This is a genomic window from bacterium (genome assembly GCA_026416715.1).
Lineage (GTDB): Bacteria > UBP4 > UBA4092 > JAOAEQ01 > JAOAEQ01 > JAOAEQ01.
The window spans coordinates 21428-41726 of record JAOAEQ010000018.1 but is presented as its reverse complement, the minus strand read 5'-3'; the positions used below and the strand labels follow the sequence as shown (position 1 = coordinate 41726).

Sequence of the window (20299 nt, the reverse complement as noted above, 5' to 3'; positions counted from 1 at the left end):
AAAAATACTGAACGGTAATCTTAATCCTATTTATGGTATCTGCAAGACCCCTGTTCCTTGGATGCTACTCTGTTTGAGTTGGTATAACGCAAGGTTCGCTTGCGCTAAGGGAAACACGGTAGTTTGTGGTTTAATCGGAATTTCTGCAGCTAACGTAAGGAAATCGGTAACGTCAGTGCGCGTGCTATTTGCTACCGTTCGAATCATTCGTTCGTGATAGAGTAGGGGATATGCTAATTCCGGAATAGGCGTCATATAGATCCCCGCTAACGCGACTGTTCCGCCTTTTCTGAGAACACGCAATGCAGGTTGAACCAGTGTGCCTACCGGCGCAAAAATGATGATACTATCGAGCGAACTTGGCGGGATATCTTCAGCTCGACCAACCCAATCAGCGCCACGTGTTCTAGCGAACTCTTGATTTTGTTTACTTCGGGTAAATACGAACACCTTGCAATGGTATAATTTAGCGATTTGCAATACGATATGTGCGGAAGAACCGAATCCAAATAATCCTAAAGTTCCGCCCGGTTGAATGTTACTCAATTTGAACGCGCGAAATCCAATCACTCCGCTGCAGAACAGCGGTGCAGCTTCGATATCCGAAAATGTTTCCGGTATCGGGTAGGCGAACTCTGCGGGAACTACCATATATTCCGCATAGCCACCATGAACGTTGAATCCGGTGAACTGGGCGGAATCGCAAAGATTTTCGGAACCCATTTGACAGTAGCAACAGGTTCCGCACGTCGAATATAACCACGGCACTCCGACTCGAACACCACATTTGAATCGGCTTACAGAATCACCGATTTTATCCACTACGCCGACAATCTGATGACCGGGAATTATCGGCAATTGTGGTGGGGGTAATTCACCTTCGATACAATGTAAATCGGTATGGCAAATTCCACAAGTATGAACTCGAATCCTAATTTCATTCTGCCGTGGTTCGGGAACGGGAAACTCTTGCAAGAGTAACGGAGCGGATTCAATTGGTGCTGTTTGGTGTAATACCATTGCGAGCATAATTGCACTGAGAATATCCTTACGATTCAGGGTCAATTTTCATATGCGTAATCGAAACCTTTTGCCTGCGCGTCCTAAAATTTTTCGGGACGATTTGCCGTTCGGAAGCGATTGATGGTTTACCGCCAAACTGGCGGCGCTACTACAGGCGGATTAGCCCAGCATTTTATGCTGGGCTTTGGACTGCAAAAACTCTGCTTTCGCTCTGTCTTTCGGAAGCTTTGCTTCCGTGTTTATACTTCTGGTTAATCCCGAAGGGATGATTAATTCTAGCTCAGCCATTCATGGCTCGGTTACGATGAAACCACCGTATCCCCTAGTCCCGTCAGGGACGATTGAATGGTCAGCGCCGACGGGTTTTAACCCAGAATGAAACCGATGACGGGTTCTGGGCTGAAGCCCGACAAACCGTACCACCATCTCTCCCCGACCTAAAGGTCGGGAAGAGTCATTCGGCACTAACGATTTGGTCACAACCTAAGTTGCAGCATTTCATGCTGGGCTAATCCCAATCGCCCTGAACCAAAGCTACCAACTTCTCATTATCCGATAGAACAAGATTTCAAGAGTACTCATTGCGTCTGCAAATAAGGTTGTGCGTAACGATATGCTTTAAGTCCTTTACGAAGTTTTCTCTTGAGTAATAGTCCGAGTTCGGAACACGATTGCGCCAATGATTCGATGTTCAGTTCGACAACCAGATAAACGGTTTTCTGAGTATTCCGAACTTCTTGCAGCCATAGTTTCGTGAGCGCATCTCTTTTTTTCCATAGTTCGCCGGTAACAATCGTTAAATCATTGATATACGGCACAAGGACGATATCAACGGTATCTTTGAGTCGAAGTAACTCCGATTGAATTTGGGCGATGGTGGTTTGCGGTATGCTCGATGGTTGTTGCGTCTGTGCAGGGTTTGTTTCCGGTTCACTGTTCGCCAGGATAACCTTCACGCCAAGTTTCTTCAAATATGCTAGGAGAAACGACCGATATTTTCCTTCCAGCATATTTGCGGGAATCCCTACGCGATTAACCTTGTATGATTCCGGCAGATATGATTTCAACCGAGTTCTCTGTTCTAGGAGTTTTTGTTTGAGAACAAGAGAATATGCGCGCTGTGATTTGCGGGCTTTTCGGATCGTTCGTTTCCCATACAGTTTTATCCCTGCATAGAAGAAGTCGAACCGTAGCACCCGTGATACGATTGACCACCACGAATAAAATTTCCGCATTGCCCGATACGTTTCCTGTTGCAGTTCATACGCGGTCATCAAGTTCGGTTCAAAGACGACATGGTGCGCATCATATTTTGACCAATCGAAATTGATAATTCGATTTTGCGCCCGGAGTTCTTGATAGGTTTGCGTTCCCGGCAGAGGCGTTAAGTTCATGAATTGAACGGAATCGATATCGAGTTTTCTTGCGAATTTGGTAGTCTTGCGAATCGTATCAACTGTATCATAATCTGAACCAAGAACAAACATCCCATGGATATAGATATTTCTTTGATGAAAAGCATCTATACTTCTTCGAATATCTTGTATAGTTTGGTGTTTATCATAATACGCTAATGTTTGCGGATTAATCGATTCGAATCCAATAAACACCGCAAAGCATCCGGTTTGGTGCATCAGATCAAGTAACTCTGTATCATCCGCCGTATCCGCACGAACCTGTGCGCTCCATTCAATAGAGATGTTTTCCTTGCGGAGTTGCCGCAGTAATGCTTTCGTTCGTTCTTTAAGTGCGGTAAAATTATCATCTGCAAAAAATATATGACCAACGATACCCTGATAGGTTTTTATCTCTCGGATGACGTGGTCAATTGAATGGAACCGATATCGATTGCCAAACATCGGAATGACGGAACAAAACTTACAGTGGTATGGACAGCCCCGCGAGGTAGATAAGGTAATCAGTTTACGGTTCAGGTTCCAATTCGGGATAACCGAATAATCAATAATCGGATTTTCATCGAGGTTCGTTAGGAACGGTCGCGCTGGAGTATGAACGACTTCGGTTCCGATGCGGTAAGAAAGACCGGCGATAGAGTCGAGGTTCGTCTTAGTTTCTAACGCAGCAATCAATTCAGAAAACGTTCGCTCGCCTTCACCTCGAACGACATAATCGCCATGCGCTAATGCCTCTTCCGGGAGGAAAGATGGATGTGACCCGCCGAACACAATCGGGATATGGGGATTCAACTTACGAATGGTATCCGCAATCAGATAAGCCCGTGGTGCGGTTGAGGTTATGGTTGAGATTCCGATTACCTCTGCGGTAACAACGTCCGAATAATCAACTGGTATCATATCTTCAATATACACTCGGACATCGTATCCCTTCTGTTTAAGAATCGTGGCTAACAGAATACTACCGAGACGTGGTATGGCTGCGAAACTGAAGATATGCGATGCAGGAGATTTCGGTTCGATAAAGATTATTTTCTTCACGCGATAATTATACCATAGGATAAAAATCCTAAGATACCAAAATAAATAATAAAAATCATTTTATCTCTGCAAGCTCTTTAGTTTTGGGACGCGATTATTAACGTTAAAGAATATGGAGAAGTCAAATACGTCGGAGTAAGTTCACCGGATGGATATTACGATATCCCGCATATCAAACCAAACACCTATACGGTTACCTTCGACCATCACACCGCTATCGCACCGGTTACCGTTACAGGAGTTACCATAACCGAATTGCAAACGCATATTCTCGATGAATATTTAGAACCATAATAGTTGTTTGGTTATGGTTCGGAGAGAATGGTGAACGTAAACGTTGATTTCGCATTGATTTTATCATAATTAGCGAAATGAAGTTCGATGGTATGAGCACCTGGACTTAACGCTTCGTTCGGTTGATAGGTTAATATCCCGTCTCGCCAATGATACGCGGCTACCACTGGTTGTCCATCCAGTTTCATCTGAATACTGCTCGGAATGATTTTATAAACAGTATCCGCAACGCCGTCATCGAGTTGAATGCTTATTCGCGGTCTGGACTCGCGGAGCGGAACCGCAGAATTCGGCTCGAGCAGGATTGCCACCGGTTGCGGTGCGGAAAAATATTTCACTAATGCAATAAAATATGCATACGCTTCGCGTCGCAGATAATCGAGGTTGCGCAGCATCTCTTCTTCAGTAAAACAGTAGTAATGCGACCCTTCACCGAGCACGCCCGGTCTCCCTTTTAACCCACGAAGCTCGGCATAGCCAGCGTTCCAATATGAATAATAATCCGACATCGCCCCTTGGTTTGGTATATTCATCAACGCGGCTAACTCCTGACTTAAATAGCGGCATAAATCAACACTGACCGGTTCACGTTCCGGTTCTCCATGGAAATAGAATGAAACATAGTTGGTGTAAAAATCATAACTATTATGATGCACCGAAATAAACAAATCGCAATTTTGTTCATTAGCTAATTTCGGCCGTTCAGCTAACGGAACATCAATATCCGTTGTTCGACACATATATACCGTCGCACCAACGGTCTCTAAATATTTCCGGAGTTCTTCCGCTACTTTTAGATTCATTTCCGATTCTCGGTATAACGTTGCACCAATTTTATATTCAGAAAGATACGCTAATCCACCATGCCCCGGACTGATACAGATTCTTTTCCCCGTAAGCGTAGTTGCACATGCAGGAATATACTGTAAATCTACCGGCGGAAGAACCCGTTTGGTATGCGTGGTGAATTCGGTATAGTGTGGTTGCTCGGAAAAGAATCGCGCTCTGGTTGCAGAATCGAGTTCGGCTACGGGCAAAGTGGTTTTCGTATAATATATTTCGGTATCAATTCCATCGAATCCATACCAAACAAGATGGAGGTACCCTCGTTTATCAATCGCAATCGTAGGTGCATATTCAAAAATATTATTATTGGTTATTCGGGTCGCAGGTATCCATTGATGACCGAGCCTGGTTGTACAATAGATTTCATACGGTCCCTCATTTCCACCAAGACCACCGTGATACACCAGATATGCGGTTCCCTTCCTATCTATGGCGATATTCGGTAAATCATACCACGCTTCACTGACCATAATTCGTTCCGGTTCCTGCCATTTACCAGATGTACCTCGAATCCAACCGATGTTCTGTTGGAGTTGTGTATCACAGGCAAACACTACGGTTAATGTTCCGTCCGGCGCAATCGCCAGATGCGGATGCCATGGCTGCCAATATGCCGGTACAATTTCTTCCGCTTTCGACCACACCGGATTACGAATTCCTTCAGTTCGGGTTAAATGCATTAACCGATACTGCGCATCTACACCTCCTAGGTAAACAATATGCAGGATGTCATCGTTATCAATCGCGATGGTTGGCGACCAATTAATCGAATCGGTTGCCGTGGGAATTTGCACCAACGGTTCCCAACCGTGTTTAGTTTTTTTGAGATAGAGCAATTTTCCACTGTCATCATGGAATACCACATGTATGGTATCGCGGTTATCAATTACGACCGCAGGTTTTGATTCCGGCGCATTCCACGGTTTGGTTTCCGTAAGGCAGGTTACCGCAGACCATACCCCGTTGCTTCGTGAAAGATAATGCAAATACAGCTGATTATTGCGAGTTGATACTCGACTTAAGAAAAAAACATGCACAGTATTGTTCGAATCGCATTGAACCACGGAATAATAATCGCTGATTAAATCGGTATTGGTTAAATTGGTTTTAGTCCAACCAGTGGTTCCGTTCTGTTCGAACAGGAAAATATCATATTTACGGTTCGGAATGATTTCATGGCAAGTAATCAGAACGTTTCCGCTGGTATCGAAAGTAATCGATGGCATCATATCCATAACGGTATTATCCGTTACCGATTCTATCGATCGCCAGAACGCAGCTTGAGAAAATGAAAATCCGGATGCAACTAACACCCAAGCTAAACTTATTAACCCTAACCAGTTTTGTTTTCTATTCATCATTCACCACTCCTTATCTTAAATTACATAGGTATTCTGGACAAAAGGCAAAACTCCACTCTGATGGGATAACCGCAAATTCTCCTGCGTTGCAACTCGAAACGATACAATGTCCGAAAGCAAAAAACGAATTGCATCCGGTGCAATGTACTCGTTCCGCTGCGGAATTCTGCCCTGCATTGACCTGCGGTTATTCTGGATGAAAACACGATTGCGATAGTGGAATAATCATTACATTTCCTAAAGAACCATCGTGCTGTTTATCGAAAATCTTTTTTCGGATAAACATTTCATCAGTGCTACCCCACCAGTTATTGATTGCGATGATATCAGATTCCGTTTTTGCCAAGACGAAATCATATGCCCGATTTCCATAGATATCGTTGTTTCGAATCACCGGATTCGGCGCATACGCGCAGATAATACCGCTGCCATTATGGATGATTCGATTATCGGTTACCGTAGGTTGCATCGAGCCGATATACACTCCATGTTCAATATTATCGCTGATGCGGTTGTGCGAAATGACCGCATTGCTATTCCACAAATGCACTCCGACATTGTTCCCCGTAATGATGCAATAACTGATGTCGGGCGAATCTCCATCGCAATATATCGCGAATCGCGCTTGCGTAATAAGACAATGCGAGATCATTGATTTCTTCCCCGAGTATTTATTTGCAAAAACTAGTCCATAGTATCCGGAGATATAATATTTCCCGGCTTGTCGAAATATAATTGGAGCTGAAGCTGCGCCGTTCGCTATCAAGGTTCCTTCTATTTTCAGTTTATTATTCCCGCTGAACATAACAACGACTCCGGGTTCAATCGTTAACGTTGTCTGCGCTGGAATGAGAATATCTCCTCGGAGAAAATATGGTGATTGCGCTCGACCCCAAACAGTATCGCTTGTAATACCGGTAACAATCTCTGTTTTCTTGTCTAATAATTCTCCACAACCGATGAGCAATATCACTCCACTAAAAAATATCACTAAACGAACTGATGCTATGGTAATATATTTAAGCGATTGCATGAGTCGTCTTTTCCATTTGGAATGTGGAATTGAATAATATAGGGTAACATAGATTATGGAAAAAAGTGAATTGCGAAAACAATTACTTGCCTGGCGAAAATCATTATCCTGGAACGAAGTGATTAAACGGAGTGAATACATCGGGATTCGCTTATTTACCTTATCAGAATTTCGGCGCGCAAAACGGATACTGTTTTACGTCTCCTATAATAATGAAGTATATACGCATCAACTAATCAAGTTTTCTTTAGAATATCAAAAAAAGGTTTTCGTTCCGTTCACTCGTCCCCAGGAACGCACGCTATGGATAAGCGAACTGGTCGATTTTGACCAAGATCTGTCGCCGAACACCTACAACATATTAGAACCGAAACCAGAATGTATACGGTTAGCCGACCCGAAAGAATTAGACCTGGTTATTGTTCCTGGGATCGCGTTCGATATTTCCGGAAATCGTATCGGACATGGACGGGGATATTACGATAACTTCCTCCGAATTCTTTCACCCACGATAACCACTATCGGTTTGGCATATAAAGAACAGATTGTTCAAACCCTGCCACGCACAGAATCCGACGTTCCCGTTCATCTCATTATCACAGAAGATACGATTTACCACTGCCGTATGGCAAAACGGACATGAACTATATTATCTCAAACTCGGTTAAATATCAATGCATCCAGTGCGGTCAATGCTGCCGAACTAATTGGCTGATTGGCATTGATGATACTTCGTATAGACGTTTGATAGAGTTAGATTGGACTGAAAAACAGCCGGAACTCGCATCGCGCCAATTATTCCAACTTCTACCGAAACCATTACTCACTGGAGAACGGTATACCTTCAGTCGAGTTCAGAATCAGGCATGTATCTTTTTACTTCCTGATAACCGATGCCAGATTCATGTCTCATTCGGCTTCGATACCAAAGCGCAGGTATGTAAAGAGTTTCCGTACCATTTTGTAAAAACACCGGATGGAATCGTTGTCGGCGTATCATTTGCATGTACTGCGGTCAGTAAACAACTCGGAACAACTCTCGACCAGCATATCACTGAACTCGAAACAATATATCCCAACCACTATCGGATTGAAAAAATTGACGAACCAATAACGCTGTATTCCGGAATGACCATATCTTGGCAAGAATATAAACAGCTCGAATCGTGTTTACTCCAGATATTGAATGATACCGCATATTCCTTAGAAACCGCTCTGATTGCCGGAAGTATATTAATCAACGTTTGCGTGAGTTTAAAACAGGTTGAACTCATTGCCCAAAAAGAAAATAAAAAACCAAATGAAACTGTTCTTAGCGGATTGAATAAATTACAACTCGAAAAATTCCGACATATTTTTGATATCGCGCTGAAAATCAAAAAAGCGAAAAAAACGTCTCGCGCCTATTTAGCTCCGTTTATTACTTGGATAGAATTTGTTGCTCAGAAACAGAATCGGTTCGCCTTGGTATTCAACCTTTACAAAAACTATTTCAAATATCGTAAGGGTAGGGGAACCATTTCTCCGCTGATAACCGACGGGAAAAAAATCAGATGGGAACTGGTCACTCCAATCCGATTCGATATCCAATCTCCTGAACTGGCAGACTATTTACGCCGCTACTATACGCATATGATATTTCGGAAAACACTCCTCCCGATTCACGGCGTCTACCGAGGCTACCATACCTTACTCGCAGTGTATGCGCTCGGCAAACTCATTGCTAAATCAGCCGCAGCTGCGGATAATCGCGCTCAGGTTGTATTGACCGATGTCCAATTTGCATCAGCTAAGTTAGATACACAACTTGTTCTGCATGCCCAATTCAGCCGATTATTTACCGTAAGTCCCTATATTACATTATTAATTGACCGATTATATCTCCAGCCGTATTTCCCACAAATTGTCATTCAATAAAATAAAATGAAATGAAATGTTTCCTGTTTTAGGGTAGGATCGATCGCAACGATACCGAACGGTTTCGTTCTTTACCGTTTCAAGTTTAACATCGTTTTTTGTAGATAAAAAATATCGGTAAGATTAATATAAACTATTGATATTATTAAAATATTATATCAATTTTTCAACTGCTTTTTGAAGTTTTTTAGGGTTCGTATGGGTATAAATTTGGGTGGTAGCTACAGAAGAATGACCTAAAAGTGCCTGAATATCAATCAAATCAACATCTTTCCCATGCAGCATGGTCGCAAAGGTATGCCGAAGTTTATGCGGACTAAACTTTTCCTGCGAAATGCCAGCTTTAATCCGATATTTATTGACTAAATACTGAACCATTCGCGGTGATATTCTTTTTTTCAAGCTACTCAAAAATAATGCGTCATTGTCAACGAATGGTCGAATATCCAGATAGTCGCTTAAAACCTTGATGACAGGCGCAACTAAAGGAATAATTCGTTCTTTTGACCCTTTACCCATAACGCGAACAAACCGCTCTTGTAAATTCACATCTTGCAGATTCAAATGAACCAGTTCACTTAATCGCATTCCTGTATAGCTGAATAAGGTTAAAATCGCTAAATCCCTAATGCCTATGGGGTCGTTTATATTTGGAGCAGAAAGTAGCTTTTTTAATTCATCTTGCGTCAAATACACCGGTAGTTTTTTCGCTAGCTTCGGGCTTTGAATCGTTTCCATCGGATTCATCTTTATGTGTTTTTCGTTGAGTAGAAAGGCGAAAAATGTTCGTAAACACGAAATTTTACGAAATATCGCATAACTTTTCACCCGTCGTTTCTGTTGTAAATAAGCAAGAAAATCCCGAATATCTTGCGTGGTAATTTCGGTTACGAGCGGTTCTTTTCCATATTTAGATAACATGAAAGCGGTGAACTTCATTAAATCATGAGAATAACCTGCAACGGTATTATGCGAAAGATTTCGTTCTACCGATAGATGAGATTTAAACTCTTCTATACAATTCAACAGACTCTTACTCATACTTTTTACCGCTTATTTCTTATATATTTGAGATAAATCTTTGCTATCACAGGTTGTTGCGCAACCCACCCATAATTGCGTTAAATATATCTTTAACGCAATAAGTTACGCTCAGGCTAGTGTTATATAACATATTGTAATTTAATAAGTTATGATAGCTTCATCTTGAAATACCCTAATTATATTACGTTAAAAATGCAATTATGTCAAGATTCTATCCGGTTTTTATGCTACAATAACTATTCCACTCATTCTCATTGTTGCTTAACATTATGGTGCAAAAACTCATTTATTCATTCATTGCAAAATTATTGCAAATTCTACCGCTTTCTTGCGGATTGTTTATCGGGCGACGATTAGGTGATTTGTGTTATTCGATACTTCGGATTCGGAGAAGAGTTGTCTTAGAAAATCTCCGATTTGTTTTCGGTGCGGAAAAATCGAAAACGCACATTCGACATATTGCTAAACGAACCTATCAAAATTTTGGAATGACATTAATCGAATTTATCCGGTTTCCTGTGTTACAACAAGATTATGTTCGGCAACACATCGGTTTTCATGGGAAAGAACATTTAGATTCTGTTTTACAGGCAAATAAAGGCGCAATTGTCATCACCGCCCACTTCAATAATTGGGAATTAATGGGTGCCGTGCATACGTTAATGAAATATAAAGTTATCGTATTTGCTCGCGAATTACGAAATTCGGTGGTCAACACGTTAGTGATTGAGAATAGAAAAAAGGTTGGGATGGAAGTTATTACCAAAAAATATGCAGCACGCGATATGATAAAAGCATTACGGTATAATTATCTTCTCGCTTTTCTCATTGATCAAGACGCGCGAAATCATGGAATCTTTGTTGATTTTTTTGGGAAATCGGCAAGCACTTTCCGTGGCGCAGCAGCATTTGCTGTTAAAACGAATACCCCCATCTTACCTATGTTTATCGTGCGTGAATCCAATATGAACCATACCATTTATATTGAACCACCGCTGCTACCAAATCCTGAAGCTCATGATGAACAAAGCGAGATATTTCGGTTAACTCAAACGGCAACAAAATTACTTGAGGCATATATCCGCAAATATCCAGACCAATATTTCTGGTTTCATAGGCGATGGAAAACCCAACCGAACTCAACATAAAATATGCTACAATTATTACATTATGGCGATTTTAAAAATTCATTATTACGGAGATCCAATCCTAGAAAAACCCACTGCGCTCGTTAAAAATATTACCGGAAGAGAAATTGCGTTGATTGAAGATATGTTTGAAACGATGTATGCGTTGGATGGAGTTGGACTCGCCGCAAATCAAGTCGGGTTCAATAATCAAATCGTCGTAGTTGACCCTTCTCGAGGTCAGTTAAAAAAAGAACGTTTTATCTTGATTAATCCGAAAATAATTTATTATTCGCACAAAACGAACTGGCTAAAAGAAGGATGTTTGAGTTTCCCGGAAATAGAAGGAAATGTTGAACGGGCAATCTCTATTGGGATATGCGCATTAGACCTTAATGGTAAGCAAATAGAATTGGACGTAAAAGAATTGTTAGCGCGGATATTTCAACATGAAATTGACCATGTTAATGGAATTATGTTTATTGAAAAAATGAGCCAATTTGACCGACAAATGATCGAGGGAAAATTGAAAAAACTAAAAAAAGAAACCTTAGCAAAGTTAAAACACAAAAAATTACCATAGGAATAATAATATTTGCTATGTCTATGCGGATTATTTTCTTGGGTACATCAGCATTTGCGGTTCCTTCTCTTGCCGCAATTATCCAATCGAATCAGCACGTCATCTCGGTTATAACTCAACCTGATCGTCCTTATGGTCGTGGATTAAAATTGCATCCTTCTCCGGTAAAACAGTTTGCACAACAGCATCAATTACCGGTTGAAACACCAGAATCAATTAAATCCGAAACATTTATCAACCATATTATGGAATTACATCCGGAGATTATTGTAGTTGTTGCTTATGGGAAAATTCTTCCCCCTACCCTATTACAAATCCCGAAATATGGTTGCGTGAATGTTCATGGGTCACTTCTGCCGAAATATCGTGGTGCTGCTCCGATCCAATGGGCACTCATTCGTGGGGAAACAGAAACTGGAGTTACAACTATGTTTATGAATGAGAATATGGATGAGGGAGATATCATTTTTCAGGAGAAAATTCCGATACTTCCGGAAGATAATGCTGGCAGTTTATCGGTTAAACTAGCGCAACTCGGTGGATCGCTTCTCCAGAAAACGTTAAACGCAATTGAAATGGGAATTGCACCACGTATTCCGCAAAATCATCAGGAAGCTACTTACGCTCCGAAACTAACTAATACTGATGGGCGTATTGATTGGAATAAACCCGCAGGAGAGATTGTTAATTTAATCCGTGGCGTAACTCCTTCACCAGGAGCGTTTACGTTTCTAAAGGGAAAACGGCTCCGGATTCATTTAGCCAAAGTCGGTCTTGGTTCTCCAGCTGAGCCCGCAGGAAAAATTATTCTGGTTGGCAAACATGATGAGAGCGGAATTGTCGTGCAAACAGGAAATAATACTGCGGTGCAGATTCTTCGGGTTCAACCGGAAAATGGGAAAATCATGAGCGCCGCTCAATTTGCACGGGGATATCGGTTGACGGAAGGGAGCTATTTAGGTGTATAATAAATTATGATTTCCTGCATAAAGGAGCCTTGGAATTATGCCATTAGGTATCGAATTCCATCCGGAGCAGGACGAACAATGGATTACGGAAACCATTCAACAGATTAAAAATCATTATCGGCCACTCCATTCCTTAAAACCACACTGGATTATTGATAAAGCGGTTGAAAAAGATACGCTGCGTAAAAAATGGCGATACCGTGGTCTGCAAGAGATCGAATTTCATTTAGCCCCAACGTATACGACTAAAGATGGACTCCTGCGCTTATTATGGCATGAATTAACCCATACCTACGATGAATTAAATCCACGATTCCAATTCAATTACGAATATTTCAAACAGCATTATGAATCCGGCGGTATCTATGAACGGTACTATACCTATGTCCATGCGATATGGGACGTTTGGATTGATGGCCGTCTGAAACGGGAAAACCATCCTGTCCCAAACATTACCATTACCCAATTGCGTTTTGAAGAAGTATTTCCGTTAACGAAAGAGAGTGGCGAATGGTTTTCTCGATTGTATAATTCCAAACAAGAACGGACGTTCAAAGAATTGGAAGATATCGCTCGGAAACTGCGGAAATTGACCCGAGAACTGGAACGATCGAAGTTAGCATAAATTTATTATGAATATGAATAAGATTATCGAACGAAAAACATTCCATTTAAATTTCATTCCAGTTGACGAAATGCATTCTATCCTTATGAGCCAGCATTTTCTTATTCAACCGAATTACGCTATCAATAAACATGCTAATAATCTGGTCATCGAATTGAGTCATATTTCAAAAGAAAAAATAAACGACACTTGGGCAGCGATTGAACGGTTGATTAAAGAAAATGATTTATCCCCACGGAAAGGTTAATCAGAGAGAAGCGATAAACGCTTTTGCGAAATCACGACATTGCTCGAGCTCAGTTCGATTCGGAACAAAATGAATTTTTAACCCCGGAAGCGTAATGTTCATTTTTAATCCTTTCAATCTATCTTCAAGTAGATGTATTGCTTCACCGCTCCAACCGAATGACCCGAAAACAGCAACCGGTTTCCCTCGAACGGCAACAGTAGGAAGTAATGAGATGATATCCCAAATAGGTTTAACAGCATCACCCATAAAAGTAGGAGAACCAAATAAGAAACCATCAGCGGATTCTAATTCGTTCCGGAGCAACTCTACCTCCGCTTCTTTAGCATTGATAAGTTTTGCTTCGATAGTTCCAGATTGATTTATTTCCGCAGCAATTACCTCTGCCATGTTGCGGGTATTTCCATACGCAGAAACATAGAAAATCGCTATCCTCTTTTTCGCCGATGGGGGCACTTCTTTTGTCCAATCGGTATATAATTGGATATATTTCTCGGGGTTGCTTCTCAGTATCGGTCCGTGACTTGGACAAATCATTGTTATATCTAACCCAGCGATTTTCGAAATTCCCGCAGCTATTTTCGGTTTAAAAGGACGCATGATATGGTCGTAATAATATTTGAAATCGTCATCAAAATTAGCTACGGTATCGTTGAAAAGCCGTTCATCGCAGAAATGACAGCCGAATCCATCACAGGAGAATAAGATGGCATCTTCTACGAGATAGGTAAACATTGTATCAGGCCAATGCCAATAAGGAACAGATATAAACCTCAGTTTCTTTTGTCCTAAATCAAGGATACTTTGATCTGTTACTGGAAGAGAATGGAAATCGCGATTAACAATTTTCTTTAGGAAATTCGCTGCGGTTTTCGTTGAAACCACCTGCACGTTCGGCGCTAATTCCAATAATTGAGATAGCGCACCGGTATGGTCCATTTCGGTATGATTAACGATAATATAGTCTAGCTTTGATAACTCAATAATCGATGTTATGTTATCAATTAAAGTATCGGTAAATTTCGCATGCACTAATTCGATTAACGCTACTTTTTCATCTAGTATTAAATAGGAATTATACGTTGTTCCATGCGGGGTATAGAGAACAACATCAAACCAGCGCAATTCTGGATTAAATGCGCCTACCCAATAAAGATTTGATTGAATCTGAATTGGTTGTACCATATTCAATTACCTTTCGTTAGAACCATTCGTTTAATGTAATGTTCTTTTGTATATTTATTAATCTTATGTTATCTATGCTGAAATATTGGTTTCGACCATATTCTATTATTCTATTGTCTCAGGATAATTTCATCAAAAAAAATTAATTCGGGCGGTCTCCCCACCGGGTTAATACTAACGATTTGGACAACATTATGTTGCGTATTCGGAACCACGGCAAACTGCACTTGGCGCCATTGGTTCGGGTTCCATTTTCCCGGTTGCAATATTGCGTTTCCGCTTTCAATCACCTTATTATATGCGTTATCATTGCTATAGAGATAAAGATATACTTTCTGCGTTTGGTTAAACGAGGTCGCTCCGCTATATACCCAAACTGAAACAAAAGTAGTCGTTATACTTGACAGACTGATAAATTGACTCAACTTCGCTTTTTCGCTGGCAGTCTGTGTCCCGAAAAGAACGCCAGTATGTCCATACCAACTGCCGAGTTGACTCCATATTCCGGTTCCAACACCATCGCCATATATTTCTAATAGCCAGCCGGAAGTTCCATTGTCAAAACTACTGTTTGCTAACGATACGGTCGAATGCGAAATCACCTCACCGCTAGCAACCCAGATTTCATCTATATATAATCCACAGGTTATTCCACTTACACTAGGATTAATGCCCACTGCTTGCACCGCTAAAACGGTATTCTGCACATAAAATGAAATGGTTACAAAACGCCATACACTCGCTTGACCGAATCCACCGTTTCCTGACGCAATAACTTGATTCCCTGTAGCTACGACTGTTGTGCTGTTATCAAGCTCTTGAAGATATAAATATACTTTCTGCTGTTTGGAAACATCGGCGATATCAGTAGCGAATTTCGCTCGTGCGGTATACCAACCGGAGGTGGTTACAGTAAATATCTGCGTTAATTTCGCTTTTTGTCCCGGCGTTTGCGTTATCTTAAGTAAACCACCGGTTTGCCCCCCGAAACTATTTAGCCAACTCAATGTTCCCGGACTAATCGCATCGCCATATTTCTCGAAATACCACCGAGTAGTATCACTACTTGAAGTAAACGAACCATATTGGTTGACATACGTTATGGGAACAGCACGAACCGTGGTTGCTACGGTAGTATAAATATAATCACCAAATGAATTCCCGTTATTGTTTGCGGCGTTCCCTGCAGCATAAAAGAGAACGGTCGTAGTCGTATCATTCGGTGCTTGCCAATGAAATGACCATACTGCGCCACTGCTTGTTCCCGCAAACGTTCCCGGAGCGGTATGTTTCAGGAATATACCTGAGGATAACTGCGTGTTTACGGTATCAGCAACCAGAATCGTTCCAGCGGTTGATTTCAACTCGAAACCCCACCGAGTTTGACCACTCTGCAGAATACGCAGATTTATCGGATAAACACCATTTCCTACATAACTACTCGGTACATTTTCAAAGCGGAATATGCCACCGCCCGAATTTAACGGATATGAAGTATGGCATTGGCGACAGTCCATCTCCCCTGGAGCACCGGTTCGATAATCCGGCGGTCCGCTAGAAAAACCGTAACCCCATACGGGAATAGAGATCAACAGAAAGAAGACTAATAGGTTATTTATCATACTAATAGATTCTCATGTTAGAATTTCTTAAACTTTTCTTTTTTCGCACCACATAACGGACAGACGTCAACTTCTTTTCCGGAAGCGGTATAACCACAGACGGAACAAATATAGATATCTCCGACAGCTGCATCTTCGTTTCGGTCAATTGCTTGTTTTGCTTCTCGATACATAATCGCATGCACTTTTTCCGCTTCTAATGCCCAGGTTGTTGACCGAACCGCTCCTTTTTCTTCCTGCAATTTCGCTACCGCTTGATATGCCGGATACATTTCCTCAACCTCAAACGTCTCCCCAGATATCGCTTCCTGCAAATTTACTGATGAATCTCCTATACCTTTCAACTCTTTCAAATGATTGGTGGCATGGACTTGTTCTGCAAATGCAATTGCGCGAAACAATCGCGCCAAATTTGGTCGACCAGCATGTTCCGCTATGTCAGCAAAAATTAAATAGCGCATATGCGCTTGGCTTTCCCCTGCAAAAGCAGAGTGAAGATTATTCTCCGTCATTTTTCGCATAGCTCGTATACTCCTTTCTTAAGGTTAAACTGTATTGATTATATCCTATTATACCTTAATAAAATGGAACTATCAAGAAAAATCGGACTAATTTTATCTTTTTTAATGGAGTTACCTATTTGCGATATTCCTATATGTCTCCTGCATATGTATAGCTACATAAGACAATGTTTTGATATACTTAAGTAACAAAATACGACATTTTAAAAGCCGATTTCGATATAGCTTAATGTTTATAGGTATGACAATTATGTTATAAAGTTATCAATAAAATAAAGGAGAGATAGATATATGCTACGGCAAAATATTTTACAATCATTGGTTACTCAGACCGAGTCAAAAATTATTTTATTAGTTGTTGACGGAATAGGTGGAATTCCAATCGTTGATGGGAAAACTGAAGTTGAAGCGGCATATACGCCAAATTTAGATAAGTTGGCAAAAGAATCGGTTTGTGGAGTAGCTGATCCGATAGCTCCTGGTATAACCCCGGGCAGTGGTCCAGCTCATTTATCCCTATTTGGATATGATCCTATAACATACCAAATTGGGCGTGGGGTTCTCTCCGCTTTAGGAATCGGATTTGAATTAATGGACGGTGATGTAGCCACGCGAGGAAATTTCTGTTCGTTAGATGCAGAGGGTATAATTACTGACCGTCGTGCAGGCCGCATTCCAACCGAAACATGCGCAACTCTTTGTCGAAAGATACAGACTGCGATTCCGGAAATAGACGGAGTACAAATTTTTGTTCTACCCGAAATGGAATATCGGTTTGTCGTGATATTCCGTGGGAAAGGACTTTCCGGCGAAATAGCAGATACCGACCCGCAAAATATCGGTGTAAAACCCAAACCAGCTGTGGCGTCAGCCCCAGAAGCAGAACGAACCGCTACTATGGTCAATCAGTTTATTCATTATGCAACGGAAATATTGAAAAATGAACATCCTGCCAACGGCATACTCCTTCGCGGATTCGCATCAAAACCGCAAATTCCAAGCATGTCAGAATTATATCAATTGAATGCAGCAGCTATTGCAACTTATCCGATGTATCGTGGATTAGCGAAATTAGTTGGAATGACCGTGATACCAACCGGCGAAACTATGCAAGATGAATTAAAAACATTGCAAGAGAATTATTCCCGATACAACTTTTTCTATTTCCATGTCAAAAAAACCGATTCTTATGGAGAAGATGGAAATTATACAAACAAAATAAAAGTCATTGAAGATATGGATAAATACCTTATACCGGAAATTGTAGCATTACGTCCCGATGTACTAGCAATTACTGGCGACCATTCAACACCCGCATCGCTGAAATCGCATTCGTGGCATCCCGTTCCATTTCTACTCCATGCGAAAACTGCTCGGATAGATCGCGTTCAATCTTTTAGCGAAATAGAATTTTCGACTCTTGGTGGATTAGGCAGAATTAATTCAATGGAAGTTATGCCATTATTGTTAGCGCATGCATTAAAACTGAAAAAATTCGGCGCGTAATACCTAAACCATTACGAATGCGGATAAAGGACATCGTCATAAAATTGGTGCCACAATTTCTTTTCCGGTCGCATCATTTCTCTTTTCTGGAGTTAACAGAATAGGATGGTGTTCCGCACGTATGGGTAACTAAAAGATGATAGGATATGTTTCATTAAGTTTTCGGATGATTTTATCAACATTTTTTTCTCTTCCGTTGGACACTTATCCGGATGTTATTTTTTCATAAGTTGACGAGAAGCAGATTTTATCTCAGACAAACTTACACATTCACCTTATTCCAAGATTTACCAAGCATTGTTGAGATTTACCGAATCGAACATTTAACAAATACTTTAACAAAAAACTCCGTTTATCACCGAAAACTTCCGCTGACAGTTTCACAACTAAGCCTAACCGGTTTGCAACCACAGATAAAGTTCAACTGTGATTTGATTATGGTATCTATTTTCAGGTAAAATATATATATAACTATCAGATTCATCAAATATGTCCACTCGAGTGCCCGTTGAATACTTGATAAAAAGGAGATTATTGTTGTCATGGAAGTTAAAATTTTAAAGATTGAAAACCTAGGAGAATGTAAAAAATCGATACAGATAGAAATTCCAGGGGAAGAACTAACCCCAAAGATTGAGTCGGTATATAAAGAAGTGGCTAAATCTGTTCAAGTTCCGGGATTTCGAGTTGGGCACGTTCCCCGAAAAATACTGGAAACTCGGTTTGGAAAACGCATTCGTCAGCAAGCAGTTGAAGAGCTAATACCAACCGCTGTTGAGCAAGCGATTAAAGATGCAAATTTATCTTTAATTAGTTCACCAACGGTAACCGAAATACAAGATAGTCCGAATAATCCAGTGCAGATAACTATTCTCGTTGAAGTTAGACCGGAATTTGAAGTGACTAACTATAAAGGGTTGACTGTAAAAAAAGAAGTAGTGGTAGTTACTGAAGAAGAAGTGGATAAAGTTTTATCACAGTTGCAGGAGCAACACGCAGAATTCATTCCGGTTATCGATCGCAATGCGCAACCTGGCGATTTTCTGATCATCGATTTTGAAGGGACTATTGATAAGAAGAAGTTCAACGGGAGCAGTGCCAAAGGATATTTTTTTGAGCTGGGAAAACAAGAAGTGTTTCCCGAATTCGAATCGGTTTTAGTTAATCAGCCGGCAGGAACGGTAACCACGGCGACGGTAACCTATCCGACAGACCATCATAACCAAGCACTCGCGGGTAAAACCGCAGTGTTTACTATTACCCTCCGTGAGATCAAGCGAAAACAATTACCGCCACTTGATGATGAATTTGCGAAAGATGTAGGTAACTATAATAGTTTAGCAGAGTTAAAAGAGAAAATCGAACTCGATTTAAAAAATAAAAAAGAAGCGGAACAACTGCATAAAATGAAACAACAGATAATTGACCAGTTAGTCCAATCAGTTTCGATGGAGCTACCAGCTTCTATGGTTGACCGATATAGCAAATATCTGCTAGGTCGACAATCGTTACGATTGCGTCAAGCAGGGTTAAGTTACGAATCGTTAGGAACGACTGTTGAAAAAGCTAAAGAAGAAAGCATCGAAATAGCTAAAAAACAGGTCAAGGCATCATTCATTCTTGAAGCGATAGCTGACCTTGAAAAGATAACAGTCAGCGATGAAGAAATTGAAGCGGAAATTAACCATATTGCCAACTACAACCAAATCGAACCAGCTAAATATAAAGAATATCTAATCAATGAAAAACGGATTGACGGGTTGCGTGACCAACTTCGCGAAGACAAGGTTCTGCAATTTCTCATTGACCATGCTCAGGTTGAACTAGCTGGGTCGAGGATAGTTTTACCGAAGTAGGCGAATGGATATATGAAAGAACAACGATAGAATATGAGATCACCTTAGAGAAATCACATTACATTTATTAAAAACAATGAATTAG

The 20299-nt window shown here is 40.9% G+C and carries 18 protein-coding genes; 9 read left to right on the top strand and 9 right to left on the bottom strand.

The genetic code is table 11. The annotated features are described in order from the left end of the window. Nucleotides 1-30: 30 nt before the first annotated feature. The 5 genes from N3A72_08545 to N3A72_08525 form a co-directional block, all read right to left on the bottom strand. Nucleotides 31-1029 (bottom strand): zinc-dependent alcohol dehydrogenase family protein, encoded by a 999-nt coding sequence (locus N3A72_08545; protein ID MCX7919636.1) that lies wholly within the window; start codon nucleotides 1027-1029, stop codon nucleotides 31-33. A gap of 282 nt (nucleotides 1030-1311) precedes the next feature. Then, on the bottom strand, nucleotides 1312-1503 hold the full coding sequence (locus N3A72_08540) for a hypothetical protein (GenBank protein MCX7919635.1): 192 nt from the start codon (nucleotides 1501-1503) through the stop codon (nucleotides 1312-1314). A gap of 98 nt (nucleotides 1504-1601) precedes the next feature. Continuing rightward, nucleotides 1602-3479, bottom strand: a complete 1878-nt coding sequence (locus N3A72_08535) for a B12-binding domain-containing radical SAM protein (protein MCX7919634.1) — start codon at nucleotides 3477-3479, stop codon at nucleotides 1602-1604. Between the two features lie 305 nt (nucleotides 3480-3784). Beyond that, a complete protein-coding gene (locus tag N3A72_08530) occupies nucleotides 3785-5980 on the bottom strand; it encodes an N-acetylmuramoyl-L-alanine amidase (GenBank protein MCX7919633.1) in 2196 nt (731 codons plus the stop codon). A 187-nt stretch (nucleotides 5981-6167) separates the two neighbouring features. After that, nucleotides 6168-7013: a right-handed parallel beta-helix repeat-containing protein gene (locus tag N3A72_08525; GenBank protein ID MCX7919632.1), complete on the bottom strand. Its 846-nt coding sequence runs from the start codon at nucleotides 7011-7013 to the stop codon at nucleotides 6168-6170. A gap of 55 nt (nucleotides 7014-7068) precedes the next feature. Here N3A72_08525 and N3A72_08520 point away from each other — a divergent pair, with 55 nt between their 5' ends. Both N3A72_08520 and N3A72_08515 read left to right on the top strand, forming a co-directional pair. Continuing rightward, nucleotides 7069-7656, top strand: coding sequence for a 5-formyltetrahydrofolate cyclo-ligase (locus N3A72_08520; protein MCX7919631.1), 588 nt, complete (start codon nucleotides 7069-7071; stop codon nucleotides 7654-7656). Then, nucleotides 7653-8930 carry a YkgJ family cysteine cluster protein gene (locus N3A72_08515; GenBank protein ID MCX7919630.1) on the top strand — a complete coding sequence of 426 codons (1278 nt, stop codon included), beginning with the start codon at nucleotides 7653-7655 and terminating at the stop codon, nucleotides 8928-8930. Before N3A72_08520 ends, N3A72_08515 begins: the two co-directional genes overlap by 4 nt. 153 nt (nucleotides 8931-9083) lie before the next feature. Here the strand turns inward: N3A72_08515 and N3A72_08510 are convergent, their stop codons facing one another. After that, entirely contained in the window at nucleotides 9084-9971 is an 888-nt protein-coding gene (locus N3A72_08510; protein ID MCX7919629.1) for a tyrosine recombinase XerC, read from the bottom strand. Between the two features lie 272 nt (nucleotides 9972-10243). Here N3A72_08510 and N3A72_08505 point away from each other — a divergent pair, with 272 nt between their 5' ends. The 5 genes from N3A72_08505 to N3A72_08485 are packed head-to-tail and all read left to right on the top strand — an operon-like array spanning nucleotide 10244 to nucleotide 13524. After that, nucleotides 10244-11122: a lysophospholipid acyltransferase family protein gene (locus N3A72_08505; GenBank protein ID MCX7919628.1), complete on the top strand. Its 879-nt coding sequence runs from the start codon at nucleotides 10244-10246 to the stop codon at nucleotides 11120-11122. A 22-nt stretch (nucleotides 11123-11144) separates the two neighbouring features. Continuing rightward, nucleotides 11145-11684 carry a peptide deformylase gene (def, locus tag N3A72_08500; protein ID MCX7919627.1) on the top strand — a complete coding sequence of 180 codons (540 nt, stop codon included), beginning with the start codon at nucleotides 11145-11147 and terminating at the stop codon, nucleotides 11682-11684. Nucleotides 11685-11701: 17 nt separating this feature from the next. Continuing rightward, nucleotides 11702-12652 carry a methionyl-tRNA formyltransferase gene (gene fmt, locus N3A72_08495; GenBank protein MCX7919626.1) on the top strand — a complete coding sequence of 317 codons (951 nt, stop codon included), beginning with the start codon at nucleotides 11702-11704 and terminating at the stop codon, nucleotides 12650-12652. Between the two features lie 37 nt (nucleotides 12653-12689). After that, nucleotides 12690-13277: a hypothetical protein gene (locus tag N3A72_08490; GenBank protein MCX7919625.1), complete on the top strand. Its 588-nt coding sequence runs from the start codon at nucleotides 12690-12692 to the stop codon at nucleotides 13275-13277. 7 nt (nucleotides 13278-13284) lie between these two features. Beyond that, complete coding sequence (locus tag N3A72_08485; GenBank protein MCX7919624.1) at nucleotides 13285-13524, top strand: hypothetical protein; 240 nt, start codon at nucleotides 13285-13287, stop codon at nucleotides 13522-13524. On the opposite strand, the gene N3A72_08480 is transcribed toward N3A72_08485, so the two are convergent. The 3 genes from N3A72_08480 to N3A72_08470 all read right to left on the bottom strand — a co-directional run bounded on the left by N3A72_08480 (nucleotide 13525) and on the right by N3A72_08470 (nucleotide 16852). After that, nucleotides 13525-14709, bottom strand: a complete 1185-nt coding sequence (locus tag N3A72_08480; GenBank protein ID MCX7919623.1) for an FprA family A-type flavoprotein — start codon at nucleotides 14707-14709, stop codon at nucleotides 13525-13527. Between the two features lie 110 nt (nucleotides 14710-14819). Further along, a complete protein-coding gene (locus tag N3A72_08475) occupies nucleotides 14820-16331 on the bottom strand; it encodes a hypothetical protein (GenBank protein MCX7919622.1) in 1512 nt (503 codons plus the stop codon). Between the two features lie 17 nt (nucleotides 16332-16348). After that, on the bottom strand, nucleotides 16349-16852 hold the full coding sequence (locus N3A72_08470) for a rubrerythrin family protein (GenBank protein ID MCX7919621.1): 504 nt from the start codon (nucleotides 16850-16852) through the stop codon (nucleotides 16349-16351). A 291-nt stretch (nucleotides 16853-17143) separates the two neighbouring features. On the opposite strand from N3A72_08470, the gene N3A72_08465 reads away from it, so the two are divergent. After that, nucleotides 17144-18358: a 2,3-bisphosphoglycerate-independent phosphoglycerate mutase gene (locus N3A72_08465; GenBank protein MCX7919620.1), complete on the top strand. Its 1215-nt coding sequence runs from the start codon at nucleotides 17144-17146 to the stop codon at nucleotides 18356-18358. Between the two features lie 542 nt (nucleotides 18359-18900). Beyond that, nucleotides 18901-20214 carry a trigger factor gene (gene tig / locus N3A72_08460; GenBank protein MCX7919619.1) on the top strand — a complete coding sequence of 438 codons (1314 nt, stop codon included), beginning with the start codon at nucleotides 18901-18903 and terminating at the stop codon, nucleotides 20212-20214. The last annotated feature ends 85 nt before the right edge of the window (nucleotides 20215-20299 follow it).